This is a genomic window from Microcoleus sp. Pol17C6, from assembly GCF_036701145.1.
GTDB lineage: Bacteria > Cyanobacteriota > Cyanobacteriia > Cyanobacteriales > Microcoleaceae > Microcoleus.
This window is the reverse complement of the sequence record NZ_JAUBQH010000094.1, coordinates 1-16,937: the sequence shown is the minus strand read 5'-3', so window position 1 is coordinate 16,937 and position 16,937 is coordinate 1. Positions and strand designations below refer to the sequence as shown.

Annotated in this window: 16 protein-coding genes and 2 pseudogenes; 9 read left to right on the top strand and 9 right to left on the bottom strand. The window is 46.2% G+C overall.

Features of this window, described 5'->3' with window-relative positions; translation table 11 throughout:
• Window positions 1–634: 634 nt before the first annotated feature.
• Together QUA25_RS27435 and QUA25_RS27430 are read left to right on the top strand one after the other, a co-directional pair.
• Window positions 635–784: pseudogene (locus QUA25_RS27435) on the top strand (bifunctional 5,10-methylene-tetrahydrofolate dehydrogenase/5,10-methylene-tetrahydrofolate cyclohydrolase); the annotation flags it as partial.
• Window positions 785–857: 73 nt separating this feature from the next.
• Window positions 858–1,655, top strand: a complete 798-nt coding sequence (locus tag QUA25_RS27430) for a calcium-binding protein (RefSeq protein WP_333042729.1) — start codon at window positions 858–860, stop codon at window positions 1,653–1,655.
• A 334-nt stretch (window positions 1,656–1,989) separates the two neighbouring features.
• Here QUA25_RS27430 and QUA25_RS27425 read toward each other — a convergent pair whose 3' ends face one another.
• The 5 genes from QUA25_RS27425 to ndhC form a co-directional block, all read right to left on the bottom strand.
• Entirely contained in the window at window positions 1,990–2,238 is a 249-nt protein-coding gene (locus QUA25_RS27425) for a DUF4926 domain-containing protein (RefSeq protein ID WP_333042728.1), read from the bottom strand.
• A gap of 104 nt (window positions 2,239–2,342) precedes the next feature.
• Window positions 2,343–3,689, bottom strand: coding sequence for a hypothetical protein (locus QUA25_RS27420; protein WP_333042726.1), 1,347 nt, complete (start codon window positions 3,687–3,689; stop codon window positions 2,343–2,345).
• A gap of 437 nt (window positions 3,690–4,126) precedes the next feature.
• Window positions 4,127–4,630 (bottom strand): NAD(P)H-quinone oxidoreductase subunit J, encoded by a 504-nt coding sequence (locus tag QUA25_RS27415; RefSeq protein WP_333042725.1) that lies wholly within the window; start codon window positions 4,628–4,630, stop codon window positions 4,127–4,129.
• Entirely contained in the window at window positions 4,623–5,348 is a 726-nt protein-coding gene (ndhK, locus tag QUA25_RS27410; RefSeq protein ID WP_333042724.1) for a photosynthetic/respiratory NAD(P)H-quinone oxidoreductase subunit K, read from the bottom strand. Before ndhK ends, QUA25_RS27415 begins: the two co-directional genes overlap by 8 nt.
• Complete coding sequence (ndhC, locus tag QUA25_RS27405; RefSeq protein ID WP_006635500.1) at window positions 5,339–5,701, bottom strand: photosynthetic/respiratory NAD(P)H-quinone oxidoreductase subunit C; 363 nt, start codon at window positions 5,699–5,701, stop codon at window positions 5,339–5,341. Before ndhC ends, ndhK begins: the two co-directional genes overlap by 10 nt.
• A 162-nt stretch (window positions 5,702–5,863) precedes the next feature.
• Between ndhC and QUA25_RS27400 the strand changes: the two genes are divergently transcribed.
• The 7 genes from QUA25_RS27400 (at window position 5,864) to QUA25_RS27370 (ending at window position 10,576) form a co-directional block, all read left to right on the top strand.
• A complete protein-coding gene (locus QUA25_RS27400; RefSeq protein WP_015176848.1) occupies window positions 5,864–6,199 on the top strand; it encodes a rubredoxin in 336 nt (111 codons plus the stop codon).
• Complete coding sequence (locus tag QUA25_RS27395) at window positions 6,186–7,199, top strand: photosynthesis system II assembly factor Ycf48 (protein WP_333042721.1); 1,014 nt, start codon at window positions 6,186–6,188, stop codon at window positions 7,197–7,199. The genes QUA25_RS27400 and QUA25_RS27395 overlap by 14 nt, the downstream gene beginning before the upstream one ends.
• 56 nt (window positions 7,200–7,255) lie before the next feature.
• The gene (psbE, locus tag QUA25_RS27390; protein ID WP_006635503.1) at window positions 7,256–7,504 is read left to right on the top strand and encodes a cytochrome b559 subunit alpha; all 249 of its coding nucleotides are present in this window, start codon (window positions 7,256–7,258) and stop codon (window positions 7,502–7,504) included.
• Window positions 7,505–7,524: 20 nt separating this feature from the next.
• The gene (psbF, locus tag QUA25_RS27385) at window positions 7,525–7,662 is read left to right on the top strand and encodes a cytochrome b559 subunit beta (protein ID WP_006635504.1); all 138 of its coding nucleotides are present in this window, start codon (window positions 7,525–7,527) and stop codon (window positions 7,660–7,662) included.
• Between the two features lie 9 nt (window positions 7,663–7,671).
• On the top strand, window positions 7,672–7,794 hold the full coding sequence (locus QUA25_RS27380; protein ID WP_015176850.1) for a photosystem II reaction center protein L: 123 nt from the start codon (window positions 7,672–7,674) through the stop codon (window positions 7,792–7,794).
• A gap of 69 nt (window positions 7,795–7,863) precedes the next feature.
• Window positions 7,864–7,986 carry a photosystem II reaction center protein J gene (locus tag QUA25_RS27375; RefSeq protein ID WP_006635506.1) on the top strand — a complete coding sequence of 41 codons (123 nt, stop codon included), beginning with the start codon at window positions 7,864–7,866 and terminating at the stop codon, window positions 7,984–7,986.
• A gap of 337 nt (window positions 7,987–8,323) precedes the next feature.
• The gene (locus tag QUA25_RS27370; protein ID WP_333042731.1) at window positions 8,324–10,576 is read left to right on the top strand and encodes a transglycosylase domain-containing protein; all 2,253 of its coding nucleotides are present in this window, start codon (window positions 8,324–8,326) and stop codon (window positions 10,574–10,576) included.
• A gap of 306 nt (window positions 10,577–10,882) precedes the next feature.
• Here QUA25_RS27370 and cruG read toward each other — a convergent pair whose 3' ends face one another.
• The 4 genes and pseudogenes from cruG to QUA25_RS27350 form a co-directional block, all read right to left on the bottom strand.
• On the bottom strand, window positions 10,883–12,094 hold the full coding sequence (gene cruG / locus QUA25_RS27365) for a 2'-O-glycosyltransferase CruG (RefSeq protein ID WP_333042718.1): 1,212 nt from the start codon (window positions 12,092–12,094) through the stop codon (window positions 10,883–10,885).
• Window positions 12,095–12,346: 252 nt separating this feature from the next.
• On the bottom strand, window positions 12,347–13,288 hold the full coding sequence (gene cruF / locus QUA25_RS27360; RefSeq protein ID WP_333042717.1) for a gamma-carotene 1'-hydroxylase CruF: 942 nt from the start codon (window positions 13,286–13,288) through the stop codon (window positions 12,347–12,349).
• A 178-nt stretch (window positions 13,289–13,466) separates the two neighbouring features.
• Window positions 13,467–16,082 carry a CHAT domain-containing protein gene (locus QUA25_RS27355; protein WP_333042715.1) on the bottom strand — a complete coding sequence of 872 codons (2,616 nt, stop codon included), beginning with the start codon at window positions 16,080–16,082 and terminating at the stop codon, window positions 13,467–13,469.
• 118 nt (window positions 16,083–16,200) lie between these two features.
• A pseudogene (locus QUA25_RS27350) lies at window positions 16,201–16,937 on the bottom strand (filamentous hemagglutinin); the annotation flags it as partial.

The following is a 16,937-nucleotide window of genomic DNA, read 5'->3' as shown; positions in this document are numbered from 1 at the left end:
AACGCCTTAAGTTTAACTCCAATTATGCTGCTTAATGTTTTGTTACATAAATATGTTTTTTCCCGCCTACCTACTTAGCGAGTGGCTTAACGGTCAATGATATAGTGTTGGAGCGGGTAGACAATGTGACATTCACATATAGGCTCGATGTGTCGCAAGCGTTACAATTATTGGTTCCTCCAGTTTTTCTCAGCGAAATTAGCGGAGTTGTTTCAGGAACTCTAATCAGAGTCAGGAATTCTAACGCGATTTTAGGTTTTGTAGACAATGTAACGCCTAATGAACTACAAACCAGGATTGTTTCCGTTCAGAGTTTCTAAATTCAGGACAATCAGTGGTGGCCTGACAAACTTATCATATTGTTAGCCACAAATTAACTCCTGATATTTACATAACTTACGCAGAAATGCTAGTAGTAGGGTGCGTATTTCGCACCTTACTACTATGGGTAGTGTAAAAATTGACTATGCAGCGTTAGTCTTGTAAAATTATTTACTCTTTGAGTCAGCCTAGGCGGACGAAAGTTGGTGTAGTAGCGATTTCAATCTCGGATCGAAATCACTAATCACTAAGATTTAGCGTGAGGAATTCAAGATAGCACCAACGCGACTTCGGCGTTGTCAATCCAGACGCTACGAGTCGTTTGGCCCCAGATGTTGATTTTAATGCTGTTAAAACAGTAGCCGAATTTATCACGCCGCTGCCGGGAGGAATCGGGCCGGTGACTGTTGATATGCTTTTGGAAAATACCGTTTCGAGTTATATTGAATACGGTTCTAATTGAATTATGACCAACTTGTGAGCCAGTATTGGCTCAAGTAGGGTTAGTAATCTACCAAAACACAAAGATTTTAACTATGGCTTTAAAACCCGATCCATCAGGGACATTGCGCTTAATTGGCGACAACACCTCGGAATTGATTCAACTTTTTCCTGGAGATTTAGCCAACTTCCCTTTAGGAGCTTGGGCGCTCGATGGGGATGATACAGTAAATGGCTCAGGGGCTAGCGAGTTAATCCTGGGAAATGAAGGGGAAGATATTCTCATAGGTTTTGCAGGCAATGATTCAGTATTTGGGGGAAAAGGAAAAGATGCACTGTATGGACAGGAGGGGAATAACTCCCTCAGTGGTGGTCTAGATGCTGATTTTCTTCTTGGAGAGGCTGGCGATGATATTTTATTTGGGGGTAGAGGCAACGATGCTTTAGACGGCGGAGAGGGGAATAACACTCTGGTTGGTGGCTTGGGCAGAGACTTCTTAAGTTGTGGTTTTGGCAATAATTTATGCGTTCTGGAAATAGATCCTGCCAATACAGATATCAATTCTAGTGATATAATCGAAAGTTTTGATCCTGATATTGATCGCATTGGATTAGCGAGTGACTTAACGGTCAATGATATAGTGTTGGAGCCAGTACAGAATGTGGCATTAACATATACGTTCGATCTGCCGCAAGCTTTACAACCATTACTCCCTCCAGGTCCGGCCGACGCAAGTGGATCTGCTTCAGCAACTCAACCCAGAGGCGGAATTACCGGAGTTTATTCAGGAACTCTAATCAGAGTAAGAAATTCTAACACGATTTTAGGTTTTGTAGACAATGTAACGCCTAATGAACTACAAAGCAGGATTGTTTCCGTTCAGGGTTTCTAAATTCAGGACAATCACTGCGGGACTGACAAACTTACAGCGTATTCCATGAATATAGGGTATCGGCTCAATAAATAGGGGGAGCAATTATTCTAGTTGCCAAGACAAGCCCAAGGGATGAAGAGAAGATTTTTCGCTAATAACAGTAGAGAGGGAATGATTCCAAGTTGAGAAATTCGTATTCACTCAATAATTCGGGGCGGACTGCCCACTCAGGAACTATTTTGCGTCATTTGATGTGCATCGTTGAAGATCGATTTACCCCGGATTATTGAGCGGATACCACTTATCAACCTGAAATCCAATTTTTTATAAAGTCTGCAAGTTATTGGGCGGCTTATGCTGTAACCATTTCGGGTTTGATATCAGGTGATGGTGGCTCAAAATACAACACCATGATTTGCTCTGGATGCAGCCCGACAGATTCATAAGTGCGTCCGTTGCGATCGCTAAATTCAACCTCAAACGCTGCACCATCTGCCAACAGTTCAACCACTGTCCCTACTTGTCCGCGCCACAGGTTGTATTCAGGAATGTCAACTGTCAAGGCAACGACATCTAGTAATTTAATTGTATTCTTTGCCACTCTTATTACCTCCAGGCACTTATAATACGGTGTCGGAAAATTCCCGTATTCTAGTTTTGTTTTGCGATAGGTGTAACTCATCGGTTAGATTGATAAACTCTTAATTACAACTTACTATTGAAGAAATAACTTAGTTCCAAACACATTTCGCCATTACTCCAAAACAAAAATTCACCGGGATAGCTAAAGCTAATATCTAAACTCGCAGCAATATATTCCTTATAAACCGGATGGAATTTATATTCCAAGGATTTTATTTTAGTTATGAGTATAGTATCGATAAAACAAAGTCTACTGATAAGTTCTATGTAAAACTCTTCTGTTTTTCCCCAATCATCTAATTCCTCTATACCTGAAGTTCCTAAAGATGTTTGAACGAAATAAACTAAATCATTATAATCTTCTAATAAACTTGAATCATTATAATCTTCTAAGATTATTCCATCATTATCCGGATCTATAATTATCAAACTCTCAATTTCTTCTCGTAGCTCTTTTATGATCTCCTCTTGTCGAACTATTGTTGCAAGCAGCCGATTATTTTCCTCTTTCATCTTTTCAATGGTAGCCCTACATTTACTTTTCTCCTGCTCAAGCTCTGTTTCCAGTTGAGTTATTACCTGTTCCAAGTTTTTAATTTTTTGCTCAAGAGGTGCAACTCTATTTTTCTCGTCCTTAAGCTGTCGCTCTAAACTTATTTTGGCTTTTTCTAGCTCTCTGGCATTCCCTTCTAGTTGCTTAACTTTTGTTTCTAATTGACGTAAATTGGAGTTTAATAAATTTAAATCTAATTGTGTTTTTTCTTGCTCTAGCTGGTTATTATCTATCTCTAAAGGTTGAATTCGGTCTACTGTTCGTCTTAGTTCTGACTCTAAAGAGTTTTTGCTAACTCGGAGTTGTAGATTATCTTGCGTCAATCTAGTATTATTATCTTTAACTTGATTTAACTCTCTTTTCAGAACGTCTCTTTCTTGCTGTAAATCCGTATTGGTTTTAATGAGTGATTGATTTTGGGCTATGACTTCATTAAGCTGCCTAGTAACCTCTTTAACTTTCTCGATTAAAAATTCCCACGTTATAAACTCTATATCTTGACTACTGAGAGAACCACCCAATTCTTGAATAAGAACTTTTTTATGAGCTTCTAGTTCTTCAATTTTTTGTTCAAAGTAAACATTTTCAATACGAAGATTTGTTGAAATTTTCCTTACTTCATCTCTTTCGCTTTCAACGCTTGCTAATTGTTGTTGTAGCCTTTGAACCGTCTGCTTCAAAGAATTGTTCTCAGTAATAGCTGCCTTGAGTTCTGCCTCTGTTTGCTTAAATCTTGCAAGGATTTGAACTATAAAGGCGGTAAATAGGTTATTTCCTTGTTGTAACTGCTGGTTTATTTGCCTAAGCTCAAGTGTCTGTGCGTAAGGATTCAGGTCACTGAACTCCTTGCTGGGCAAAGACTTTAGATCTGGAGCTTGATGCTAAATAAATCTCTATTCTCAATAAAAGACAAAAAATGACAGTTTTTCGTCCTTTATTGACAATCAACCACGAAAGGCAAAAACCCTTATTTTGCCCTACAACCCTTGCCAGACAAGCGTTGGAGCCGCAAGTTTTTAGACCTGAATCCTTACGTCTGTGCTTCGAGCCTGTTATCCTCTAGTTTGTTATTACCCCTGCGAAGTTGCAGGTAAATTATTACGATACTTAGTAAAGCTATTAAACCAGAAGTTTCGTAAACCATACTAATACTTTTTTGAAAATAGCGTTGTTGGACAGCGGTTCCCAGGCAGAGGCTAGGAAGCAGTTAATAAAAAAACAGAGGGCGAGTTTAGCATAAAACTCAACTTTAAAAGTCCAATTTTATGCTCAAACCCGCCCTCGCAAAACTTCCTTAATAAGCGTCTTGCAATTCGTAGAAATCCGGGGAAATGTAATCCTTCCGCAGCGGCCAGCCTACCCAATCTTCGTTCATCAAAATCCGTTTCAGATTCGGATGTCCTTCGTATACTATGCCGTACATATCGTAGGATTCCCGCTCTTGAAAGTCGGCCGCTTTCCAAATCCAGTAGACTGATGGCACTCTGGGATCTTCGCGGGGAATGAATACTTTGACGCGCACTTCTTCAGGCTTGGAAGCATTATCTGTCAGTTTAGCCAAGTGGTAGACGCTGACTAAATCTTCTCCCGGCCCTTGGTCGTAGGCGCACTGGCACTGCATATAATTAAACCCGTAGGCATACAGTGCTGTTGACATCGGAATTAAGAAGTCTCGATCGACCTTTAATATCTCCACGCCCAAATTATCGGCCGCTAAAGCTTCGTGTTCAAAGCCATTTTCAGTCAACCACTGGGAAACCTTCCCGGCTTCAACAATTGAGGTTTCTGTCTCAGCCACGGTTTACCTCCTGTTTTTGTCCTGCAAGCAAAGCCGGTGGTACTGGCATTCCCATTGCTTCGGTCAATTCTTTCGGTGGCGCCATCCGGCCGGGAACTGACAAGTATTTGCCATCTAAAATGTCGTCTACTACTTTCATCTTGTGGGGTCTGGTGTAGTAGCGGTGGGTTGGCAGCAAATTGGCCCGTTCTTGCATGGAATCGTTGGCGATTTTTTTCCGCAGTTTGATAATTGCGTCAATAATCGCTTCTGGGCGGGGGGGACAGCCGGGTATGTACACATCTACGGGAATCAGTTTGTCAACGCCTCTGACTGCTGTGGTGGAGTCTACGCTGAACATTCCGCCGGTGATGGTGCAAGCACCCATCGCGATCACGTATTTTGGTTCGGGCATTTGTTCGTACAGCCGCACCAAGATGGGGGCGTACTTCATGGTAATTGTGCCGGCGGTGATGATCAGGTCGGCTTGTCGCGGACTCGATCGCGGTACTAAGCCGAATCTGTCGAAGTCAAAGCGCGATCCGATCAAAGCTGCAAATTCGATGAAGCAGCAAGCGGTACCGTAAAGAAGCGGCCACAGGCTCGAAAGTCTCGCCCAATTGTAGAGGTCATCCACTGTTGTCAGGATGACGTTCTCTGATAATTCGGATGTGACTTGCGGGCGCTCTGCGGGGTTGACAATTAGAGGTTTTTGTGATTTGTCAGAACTTAAGACCATTCCAAGGCTCCTTTGCGCCATGCATAGACAAGAGCAATAACGAGGATCGTGATAAAAAACAAGGCTTCGATGAAAGCCAACAGTCCTAGCTGGTTGAAAGCAACCGCCCAAGGATAGAGGAAGACGGTCTCTACGTCGAAGATGACGAAGACCAGGGCGAACATATAATATCTGATGTTGAACTGAATCCAGGCTCCGCCGATCGGCTCGACGCCTGATTCGTAGGTAGTGCGTCGGTCGTAGGGACGACTTTTGGGCCGCAGTACCTTAGACGCCGTGAGGGCGAGGATAGGGACTAGGCTGGAAATTAACAGGAAGCCTAAGAAATACTCGTAGCCGCTGAGTGCAAACACGGTGAATAATTACTGCCTAGGTGAAAGGGTTCTGTAACTTGTCTGTTACATTATATAGATTTTGGGTAGCTAAAATTACGAGTTGGTTGAGATTAATCGTCCATCTTCTGCAATAATTTTTAATGTATATTTTAAGATTAGCTTACCTACTCTTTTGGAGCTATGAGCGATCGAGCTACTGAAACCAAAACCCTCGATCGGCACGAGTGCCGCGCCTGCGGCTACGTCTATGAGCCGAAAAAGGGAAATCCCAAAATTGACATTGCCCCGGGCACGGCTTTTGAAGATTTGCCCCAAACTTGGGTCTGTCCCGTTTGCGGGGCGCGCAAATCGATGTTTCAAAATCTCGGTCAGATGGAAGGGGTATCGGGATTTAAGGCAAATCAGCGCTACGGTGTCGGTGTCAACGGCATGACCGAAGGTCAGAAAAGTTTGCTGATTTTTGGCGGCTTGGTCGTTGGTTTCTTGTTGTTACTTAGTATGTATGGTTTGCAGTAAAACGATTGTGAGATTTTGGCAACGAATTGTAATGTTATTGGCCGCTGCGCTCATCTGTACGAGTTGCAGCACCATCGGTTCTGTGAGTTACAACCCCTGGCAAGTGATTTCCTTGCCAACGGAAGCTAATTTGCAGGATATTGCCTTTACGGGCAATCCTCAGCACGGCTGGGTTGTGGGTTCTGAGGCGACTCTGCTCGAAACCCTTGACGGTGGCACTAGCTGGAAGCCTATAGCACTGGATATCGACGATCCGAGGTCGCGTTTTGCGTCGGTAAGTTTTTCGGGTTCCGAAGGCTGGATTGTCGGCCAGCCTTCAGTTTTGCTCCACACGAACGATGAGGGCAAGTCTTGGACGCGGATTGCTTTGAGCAGTCAGTTGCCCGGTTCTCCGAGTACGATCGCCGCTTTGGGCCCGAATTCCGCCGAGATGACGACCGATGTCGGGGCGATTTACCGGACTTCTGACGGCGGCAAAAATTGGAAAGCTGTCGTGCAGGATTCTTTTGGGGTAGTTCGCAATATCAACCGTTCTGAAGACGGGCAGTATGTTGCGGTTTCCTCGAAGGGCAATTTCTACTCGGTGTGGAAACCCGGACAAGAAGCTTGGGAACCTCACAACCGCAATAGTTCTCGCCGCCTGCAAAATATGGGCTTTACCAAGGACGGGCGTTTGTGGATGCTCGCCCGCGGCGGTCAGATTCAGTTTAGCGACCCGTCCAATCCTGAAGGTTGGGGAAAACCGTTTTTTCCAGATCGCAAGGCGAGTTGGGGTTTGCTGGACATGGCTTACCGGACTGATAATGAAGTTTGGGTAGCCGGCGGCGGCGGCAATTTGCTGTGCAGTTTGGACGGCGGGAAAACTTGGCTAAAAGACCGCGAAGTTGAAGATGTTCCGGCTAATTTTTACAGGATTGTCTTTATGGGCCCCGATCGCGGATTTGTGATCGGTGCGAGCGGTACTCTACTTAAATATCAAGGTTCAGCGCAAGCGGCTTGATAGTAGAATAGTAATAGAGATTGTCTGTCAATTTGTTGTTGAAAGGAGGATTCTAAATGGCTGGTACAACTGGAGAACGTCCGTTTGGGGACATTATTACAAGTATCCGTTATTGGGTAATTCACAGCATCACCATTCCGGCTTTGTTTATTGCTGGATGGCTGTTTGTGCAAACGGGTTTGGCTTACGATGCTTTCGGCACTCCTCGCCCTAACCAGTATTTCACACCGCAGCGGGAAGAAGTGCCGATTATCTCGGATCGCTTTGAAGCTAAGAAACAAGTAGATCAGTTCATTGCCAAGTAATTTAACAAGGATTTGGAAAAATGACGAGCAGAACCCCAAATAATGAGCCAATTTCGTATCCGATTTTTACGGTGCGCTGGTTGGCAGTTCATACTTTAGGTGTCCCAACAATTTTCTTTTTGGGCGCGATCGCAGCAATGCAATTTATTCAACGATAGGAGTTTACAATGCCTGAGCGCGTTCCTAATCCCAACGAGCAGCCTGTTGAGTTAAACCGGACTTCTTTGTATTTGGGTTTGTTGCTGATTTTTGTTTTGGGTATTTTGTTTTCCAGTTATTTCTTTAATTAACTGGTGTCTGAGTTGGCTTTCGATAGTTCCATCGAATTTGTTTAGCTGTAAATTAGTGAGGTGATGGCTATGTTTAGTGAAAGTGGAAGAATTCCTTTGTGGCTGGTAGCTACTGTCGCTGGTCTCGGTGTTCTGAGCATTGTGAGTCTTTTCTTCTACGGTGCTTATGCCGGTTTGGGTTCTTCGATGTAAGGAGAATCAAGCTGATTTTTGGCTTTTAACCCCCCTTGAAAAAGGGGGGTTTTAATTATGCGACTTGTGTGAGTAAATCGGGGATAACTGTTATCGATAGTGTGGATTTTTTGGCCAGTTTATGAGAATTAAATCATCTGGTGAGAGGGGGATTTTTGGTAGTTGGGTGGAGATTTGCTCAAGAAACTCCTCGCCTTGGGGGTTCACCAATAACCCCAAAATCGATCACCACTAGCCGACGATCGCCTTAAGAGTGTGGGCAGATCGTGAAATTAGCCAAAAGTTGCGAGTAGAATGGTGCAAGAGCCGATCGCTCGATCGTAGTGCACAGCGAAATATGACCCCACCGCCGCCGCCCCGCAAACCTCAAACCGTCTTGGGTGCGATTACCCAAGCAGTCCAGACTATTGCCAAGGTTAATTTTAACCAGCTAGCGCTGAAACCAAACGCCAAAGTACCCGAACTCTGGGTACAGGATGCGGGTGCAGCTAAAGCTGAGGTTTATCCGCTGTTGGGCGATCGATATTTGTTAGGTCGATCGTCAAAATCTTCAGATATTGTAGTTCGCAATCCCGTTGTCAGTCACGTGCACTTATCCCTGTCGCGCGATACTCGGCGGCGGACTCCTTTTGTCATCAAAGATGAAGACTCCACAAACGGCATTTACAGCGGCAAAAGGCGAGTTAAAAGTATGTCCCTGCGTCACGGAGACGTGTTCACTTTAGGGCCGCCGGAACTAGCCGCTGCGGTCAGAATTCAATTCGTATATCCGCCGCCTTGGTATTTGGAACTGGTGCGTTACAGCTTTTACGGCGTCAGCGGAATCACGGCTTTGATTGCCGTGTTGGTAGGGATGGAATCGACAAAGTTTCAAGTGCGGCCTCTGCCGAGAAGTATCAATGGCCCCGTGATTGTTTACGCCCGCGATGGGCAAACTCCCCTGCGTCCTCCTCAGAATAACGCTCACTTAGAATTAAAGCAATTGCAGGATTTTTCGCCTTATTTATCCAAGGCGGTACTTGCTTCGGAAGACAGCCGCTACAATTGGCATTTGGGGGTAGATCCGATCGGAGTTTTGCGCGCGCTTTTGACTAATGTTCGCGGGGGAGGAATTCGCGAAGGTGGCAGCACTGTGACGCAGCAGTTAGCGAGGAGTTTGTTTCGAGATTATGTGGGAACTCAAGATTCGGCGGGACGCAAGTTACGGGAAGCTGTAGTTGCGTTGAAACTGGAGAATTATTACAGCAAAGACGAGCTGTTGCTGACTTATTTGAATCGCGTGTTTTTGGGAATTGACCTTTACGGTTTTGAGGATGCGGCTCGGTTTTATTTTGGGAAGTCGGCGAAGGATTTAACTTTGTCAGAGGCGGCAACTTTGGCGGGGATTTTGCCTGCGCCAAACAGTTTTAATCCGATTCAAAATTATCAGTTGGCGGTACAGTACCGCGATCGAGTAATCGAACGGATGCGGGCTATGGGGACGGTTTCTCAGGAAGAAGCCGATCGCGCGAGGCGATCGCGAATTGAGATCAATCCCAAAGCCCGCCAATATCTGCAAAGTACGATCGCTCCTTATTTCTACAGTTATGTATTTGACGAGTTGGAGTTTTTGCTGGGGGAGCAGTTAGCCCGAGAAGGCAATTTTATTGTAGAAACAGGTTTGAACCCCGGCCTGCAAAAGTTGGCGGAAAGTTCCCTCAGAAATGCTGTTGAAAACGCGGGAGCCAGTGCAGGTTTTTCTCAAGGAGCCGTGGTTACTCTCAATAGTACAACCGGAGAAGTCTTAGCTTTAGTTGGGGGCGTAGATTATTTGAAAAGTCAGTTTAATCGGGCTACCCAAGCTTTGAGACAGCCTGGTTCTACATTTAAGATTTTCACCTATGCAGCCGCCCTGGAACAGGGAATCTCACCCGATAAAACTTATTCTTGCGCCCCCCTTTTCTGGGCCGGACAAAGTTATAGCGCCTGCGAAAGAACCAGCGGCAGTGCTGATATGTATCGCGGCTTAGCATTGTCGGAAAATGCAATTGCTTTGAGAATAGCACAGGATGTCGGTTTAGACAATGTAGTGGGAATGGCCCGACGTTTAGGGATTACATCTGAACTTCGTTCTAACCCTGGTTTAGTATTAGGTGAAAGTGAAGTTAATGTGTTGCAATTAACGGGTGCTTTCGGGGTTTTGGCAAATCGGGGCTTGGGAAATCGCCCCCACGTAATTAAGCGAATTATTGACAGCAGCGATTGCAAAGATAGAAATGATTTTAACAGTTGCCGGGTGATTTATGACTATCAAAAAGATGGCATTGCCAATCGGCAGTTAGTTTCGGAAGCCGTAGCGGATACGATGACTGATATGCTGCAAGGTGTTGTGCGCGGAGGTACGGGTAGCAGTGCTGCTTTGGGGTTGGGAGAAGCTGGAAAAACAGGCACGACTAATGATAATCGAGATTTGTGGTTTGTCGGTTATATTCCGAGTCAGCAACTGGTAACAGGAGTTTGGTTGGGAAATGATGATAATTCTCCGACTGGGGGAGGTAGTTCAAATGCCGCTCAGTTGTGGGGGGAATATATGCGGCAGGTGGCACGTTGAGTGGATGCGGGGATTGGACGAATTTTGATACGGAATTGAAATATACAATTTAAATGCGGTACAGCTTGTCAACTCAATCTCCGAATCCTAAACGCAGAATCCATGAAAAAAAAATAGATGCTGCGATTGCTTTTCTAAGAGGGCGCGCCAGCTAACCATCCCCGCGAGCAATGACATCAATACGTTATTGATTCCCAGGCTGATTAAGATTAACTGAGCGAGGATTTTTTCAGGGCTTGGGTTGTTCGTCTCCACAGCGATCGCACATATTTTCGTTTTTTAAAATATATAGCCCAAATTTAATCATTATTCATACTTCCGGCCGCGCCACTGAGTAGGCTGATTCAACGCAGAAATTAGAATTCGCAAAAACGCCAACGGATCGGCTAAAGGTGACAGCCAAAACAGCCATTTACCCGATGCCCCAGTTGTATCGTAGGAAGGAGCGATCGCGAAACACAAAGCCGATCGCACAGCAACCAAAAATACATTCAATCCCAACAGCCAAAAGTGGGGAAATACACCAACCGGCGGCAGCGAACCAAACAGCAAATAGCACAACACAATCGGCACCGGCAAACCTTGAACCGCCAGCAACAGCCACAAATCGCCCCAAATTTGACCGCTTGAAGCAGCATCTTTCAAATCGAGCGATCGACCCCATTCATTCCAAGTCTCGATCGCCCCCTCATACATCCGCACCTTCAACACTTTTGCCCCATCCAAAAAGCCCACCTTAAAGCCCTTAGCAGCCGCATAGCGAGCCAGAGTTACATCATCGCAAAACGAACCCCTCGCGACCTCATAGCCCCCTAATGCCGCCAAAACCTCGCGCTTACACAAGAAACACTGACCGTTCGCCATCACCCGTTCCGGCACATCCCCGCCAGTCCCCGTCGGCCCGAACCGATAAACCAAAGTCATTAACAAAGCAGGTTGCAGCCACAACTCCCCCGGATACTTGAGGATAAACTGCGGCGACAGCGAAATCAAATCATAATTTCCAGCTTTCGCCGTTTTGAGTAAACTCGCAATCAAACCCGGATGCGGCACAGTATCCGCATCGATGCCCAAAATCCACTCGCACTTCTCGGAACTTGCCAAAAAACCTGCATTCAGCGCCCAGGGGCGCCCTACCCAACCTGCAGGCAGCGGATCGTCGTTAATCAAGCGAAACCGGGGGTCTTTTTGTGCGGCTGCTTTGACTAAATCTCCGGTTCCGTCTACCGAATAGCTGTCAACCACAATCACTTCTCGGAGTTCGTAACTTTGGCGGCTTAATCCATCCAAACAAGGCGAAATGCGATCGGCTTCGTTCAAAGTCGGTACTACCGCCGTACAAGAACCTAACAAATCCAGCGTCGGCGAATCGGGTTCCAGGGGCGGGATACGCGATGGGCCTTTAATTAAGCGCGACATCAGAAGGGCTGCAGCGGGCAATTGCAGCAGCAGGAGTGCGACAGGGATGATAGTTGTCAGCGGTTGGGAGAACAAGTGAGGGGCGATCGGGAAAACCATACTATTAAACAATTGAAGAATTGGGAATGATTGACTGGATATGGATTGGGAGCTTATTTACAGTTCATTTTTTTGGTAACTAATATCAATTTAAAAAATTTAATAAAATTTTGACCTCAAACATATTACAGGAATTGGGAATGAAAAAATCGCCGCTGAAAAACCCGGTTTCTTGTAGAAACCGGGTTTTTAAACTAGCTCAAAATTTAGTGTAAATTTTTGCTAAATCAGCCGGGGTTGCTCATTAGCAACTTACTTACGCAAAACGCCCACGGGCTCAGGTGGAATTTCAGCCGCGATCGCAGATGTCTCCAAAGACGGCATTGTTTCGGTTACGTCACCTGCTGCGGGTTTAGCGATCCAGCTTAACGCGATCGCCGGAACTACGCCCAGAAGCACCGCTAGCGATGTCGGGAACCAGAACCGAGAATCCAACGAAGTTACAGTGATAATTGCTCCGAAAGCAAAGTTTACCAAATAAACAATTAAGGGCAAACCCAATTCCGATCGCTCTAATTTAATCGGTGTTTTTCTCCACAAGAAAGCTGCTACAGACATAAATAGCGCCCCCGTACCCATCCAGCCAGCCAAATTACGGTAAGGCATCCCAAAGAAAGCCCCAAGTTCCTCAAACTCCCAAAAAGGCACAGAAGTTTGACTCATCGCCGGATCTAGTACAAAATCCCAAGCTGTTAGCAGCAAAGCACCCAGGGCGATCGCCCCTATTTGGCGCACCCAGTTGAGTTCACCTTTACCGCCAGCTAATCCAGCGCGAGCAATTATGTATGAAACCAATCCCAGATAAAACCACGACAGGGGAATTGTAAACGGAACCAGCCCTGCAATTTTGTAACCCAAACCGCTCAAATAGTGGTAGTGGCCGAAGGGAAAACCCGTACTCGTTCCCAACAACTCGCTACTCAACGACAAAAACACAGAAGGCACTAAAAAAGCCAGAGTTGCACCCCAACCCAACGTCCGCAAGGCATACAGAGCAACTGCTGCTGCACCAAAGATGATATAAACTACTCCACCCCCAGCCATCCCCCACTGGAATAGCGTTTGCCCTGCTGGTGGCAAACTCATCACCAATTCGGGACGGGGTAAAATCAGCAGCAACCCTGCCAATCCAAAAGCCATTGACAAGACGTGGGCAATCAGGCAAAAGCGCTCAGCAATCAAAAGTTGCTTCATGGGACTCCTCGAAAAAATATTAGATGCAGAAAGCACTCTTAACAGTTTACAAACTTTAACAAAAAACCAACTGCATTTCAGTCAGTTGTCTGTTGTCTGTTGACTGTTGTCAGTTGACTGCAAGCCCGATGCCCAATTCCCGATGCCCAATTCCCGATGCCCCATTCCCGATCGAAGATTACTGCCAATTGCCCACTAGCACGAAAGGTGCCCAGAAATACGGATTCTGATACTGTTGGTTTTGCAACAGAGTTAATTGAGCATTGCGGAGGGCTTCAGCTTTGCTGGTTTTAGAAGAAGCCAGTTGCTTGTAAAACTCAGTCATAAAGATAGCTGTAGATTCGTCGTTGACTTGCCAAAGGGTGGCGGCGGTGCTGCGGGCACCCGATCGAATTGCGGCCCCGGCCAAACCCAAAGCCGCGCGGTTATCGCCGGAAGCAGTTTCGCAAGCACTCAAAACCAAAAGTTCGATCGGCTGTTGTTTCTCACCCGTGCGGGCTCGCAGCAGTTGATCGAACTCCTTAACATTCACTTTCTGATCCCAAGTCACAATAAAAGTATCCGCCGCGTTCGAGCTAAACTGACCGTGAGTTGCCAAATGGACGATCGGGTAAGACAAAGCTTTAATTCGATCGTGCAACCGCCCGCTGACAAAATCTTCATTCAGCAGCGAACTAGCCGGCATCTCGGCTGCAATTTGTTGAATTTCCTCCTTTACCCCCGGCAAAGCCGAGAAGCCTTGACGCGCTTCGGAGAGGGCAGCGGTAAGCACTTTTAACTTGACTTTGTTCAGCGGTTTCGGTGCAAGCAATTGCAATCCCGGCGCCAAAGCAATGCTGTATTTTTCTACCAAAAATTTTTCACCGTCGTGCAGCACCGCCATCGGCAGATTCCGCAAATAACCGTCGAGCACAAATACCAGGGTTTTAATCCCGCTGGCGGTCAAATCCGCTTCCGCAGGGCGGATTAACCAGTCGTAAACCTGTTCAACCGCTTGCCTCCTGTTGCGGGGGAAAGAAGCAGGCCTGATGGTATTTTTGGCTTGTCTGAAGGCAGTTTCCAACTCGGCTTGAGACTTCACAGTAGCGTAGCGACGCAGAGGTTTGCCGGGAATTGACAAAATTACCTCCAAACGATCGCTCAAAATAATCGGATAAATCACCGCCGCCGTCGGATCGATTTCCTCGATCGACTTTGGTTTAGCATCAGCGCAAGCATCCCGAAAAAAGTTGTCCAATTCCGCCAACTGCAAAGATTCCACCGTTTGGCGCGCCTGTTTCAATTTAGCTTGACTGGGAGATTCCTCTTGCAAAAGCAGCCCGACTAATTCCCGATAAACCGGTTCGGCACTTTCCCGAAACGAAAATTGCACTTCGGGATTGACTGTCACCAAATCGCCCCGCAGAGAAGACAATATATTGACAGCTTGAGTATATTGAACGATCGCCCCTTCTGTATTTCCCTGAGCTTTCCGAATCCGTCCAAGTTGCCAAAACAATTGGTAAGCAATATCGGGAGATTGAAACGCCGGTGCTAAACTCAAAGCCTCAGTTGTGAGATTTTCCGCTTTCTGATACTGCTCTTGGATTTCCGATAGTTTGCCTTTAGCTGCCAGAATATAAGCTTGTACTCGTTTGTCGCCCAAACTGTTTGCTTTTTCGACAGAGCGATCGAGCATTTTGTCAATATCGCTTAAACTCAAAGTTTCCGCAGGCGATTGAGCTAATTTCATCAAGCTTTGAGCTAGATTAATTTGAGCGTAAAGTCCGGCGCGGTTCGACCCAAGTTGAGCGACTTGAGGTTCGAGAGAACGCCACAAATCTTCTGCCTCCGCCCAATTTGTCCGATCGACCAACAAACTCAATTGGTTTAACTTTGCTTGAATTTGTAGGAGCGATCGCTCCGGCATCGCCTGGGCCGATCGAGCATAATATTCTAGGGCAAAGCGTTCCCAATCACCGCGCTGTTCTGGTGTCAAACCCGGTTTATTGCTTTTAGCCCGTACCGTATTGCCCAGATTGAGATAAATTGCAGCCTCCTCTGGGCGGGAACCTAATTTTTTGGCTGCTTCGAGTCCAAGCGACAGCACATCCTGCGATCGTTCCAGTTGTCCCAAAACCCGCAGCACCCGCCCTAAAGCATGAATGCCCCGGACTTGTTCGAGAGAAACCGACCCATTTTTCAAAGTTTCCAAACCCGCCGTCGAGACTTCACAAGTTTGGTTATCCAGCTTAAAAGAAGCTAACAGCATTTTGCAAGCTCTGGGGTAAAGTCCGAGAATTTCCCAAGCCCGACTTTGATTAATTTGAACTTGAAAAACTTGGGGTTTTCTATCAATTTGCTCGAAAATTTTAGCAGCTTGCGTCCAAATGTCGATCGCATCTTGAGGCTGCCCCCGTTCAAGTTGCAACTGTCCTTGAATGTTGAGAGTTTCAGCCAAAATCCGCTGCTGTTCGGGAGTTTTTGCCTGTGTTCGCACAGCCGACAAACTCGAATTGACAGCTTTTTCTGCTTCTTCCCAAAGCCCCAACTGCCCATAGGTTGCAGCTAAATTGCTCAAAGCTGTGGCGCGATCGAGATTTTCGCCTTTTGCCTCAAACTGGGCCGCCGCTTGCTGCAACAGCGGTACAGCTTCCGAAAAACGTTCCTCTTGGTACAGACTTCGAGCTTGTCGAACAAGCTGCACCGCTTGTGGTGGATTAACCTGAGCAACTCCGGGAGGAATCGCAACTGCTAGCAGACAGGAAATCACAAATAACAGAATTACTTGCCGGAGCGATCGGGTAAGCTTCATATTTAAAAAATAAAATTACAGCCGTAGACACACACTAATTAACCCAAATCCATCTTATTCTTTATCTGCGTTAATTCGCGTTAATCCGCCTACATCGGCGGTTTAAAAAAACCTAATTTCAACGCGGCACACAACCAGAATTCTGCCCAGGATTGCGAGAGTCAGCAGCATTACCCGGATTATATCCAACAAGCATAACTTCTCCTTTCGCATTCACCACCCAACCTTGCGCCGGCACAACTTCCGGATCCCGGATTTCCCCCTCTTCCTTCTTCCCTCGATCGGTTACATCGGTTAAATCCTCTACATTGCTCGTTAGATTTCTTCCTGCCTCTTCCACCCAAGGAAACGGCGATGCTCCGCTGCTGAGGGCATCATTAGGACTCGGTGGCACTCCTCCTTTCCCAGTAGCGGTAAACTCGCTCTCGGCCCCTTTGATGCAGGGATTTGTCGCAATTAACGCAGCCGGATTGACCACATTTTGTGGCAGTTCCACTAAACCTTGAGCAGGATTCACCCCAGAATCACTAAATGTTACACTACCTTGCAAATCCGGGCCGCTACTTTGGGAAATAGCCGCAATATCGCTCGTAGCAATTAGAGAAGTCGGACTTACTTGCAACGCTGCAAATTCAGCATCTGTTAATCCCAAAGTCGCTCGCACCTGTTCGCGAGTTACTGATGTAAACCCGAAAACATTGGGGACATTAATATTAACGCGGCCACCTTGAGCCGATCGCGCATTAGCAGTAATATCGCTATTTTCCTTGGGGAGAGTCACCAGAATATCGCTTTTAATGTTGATATTGCCACCCTCAGAAATACTTGCATCAGTTGTAATTCTGCTGCCTCGGC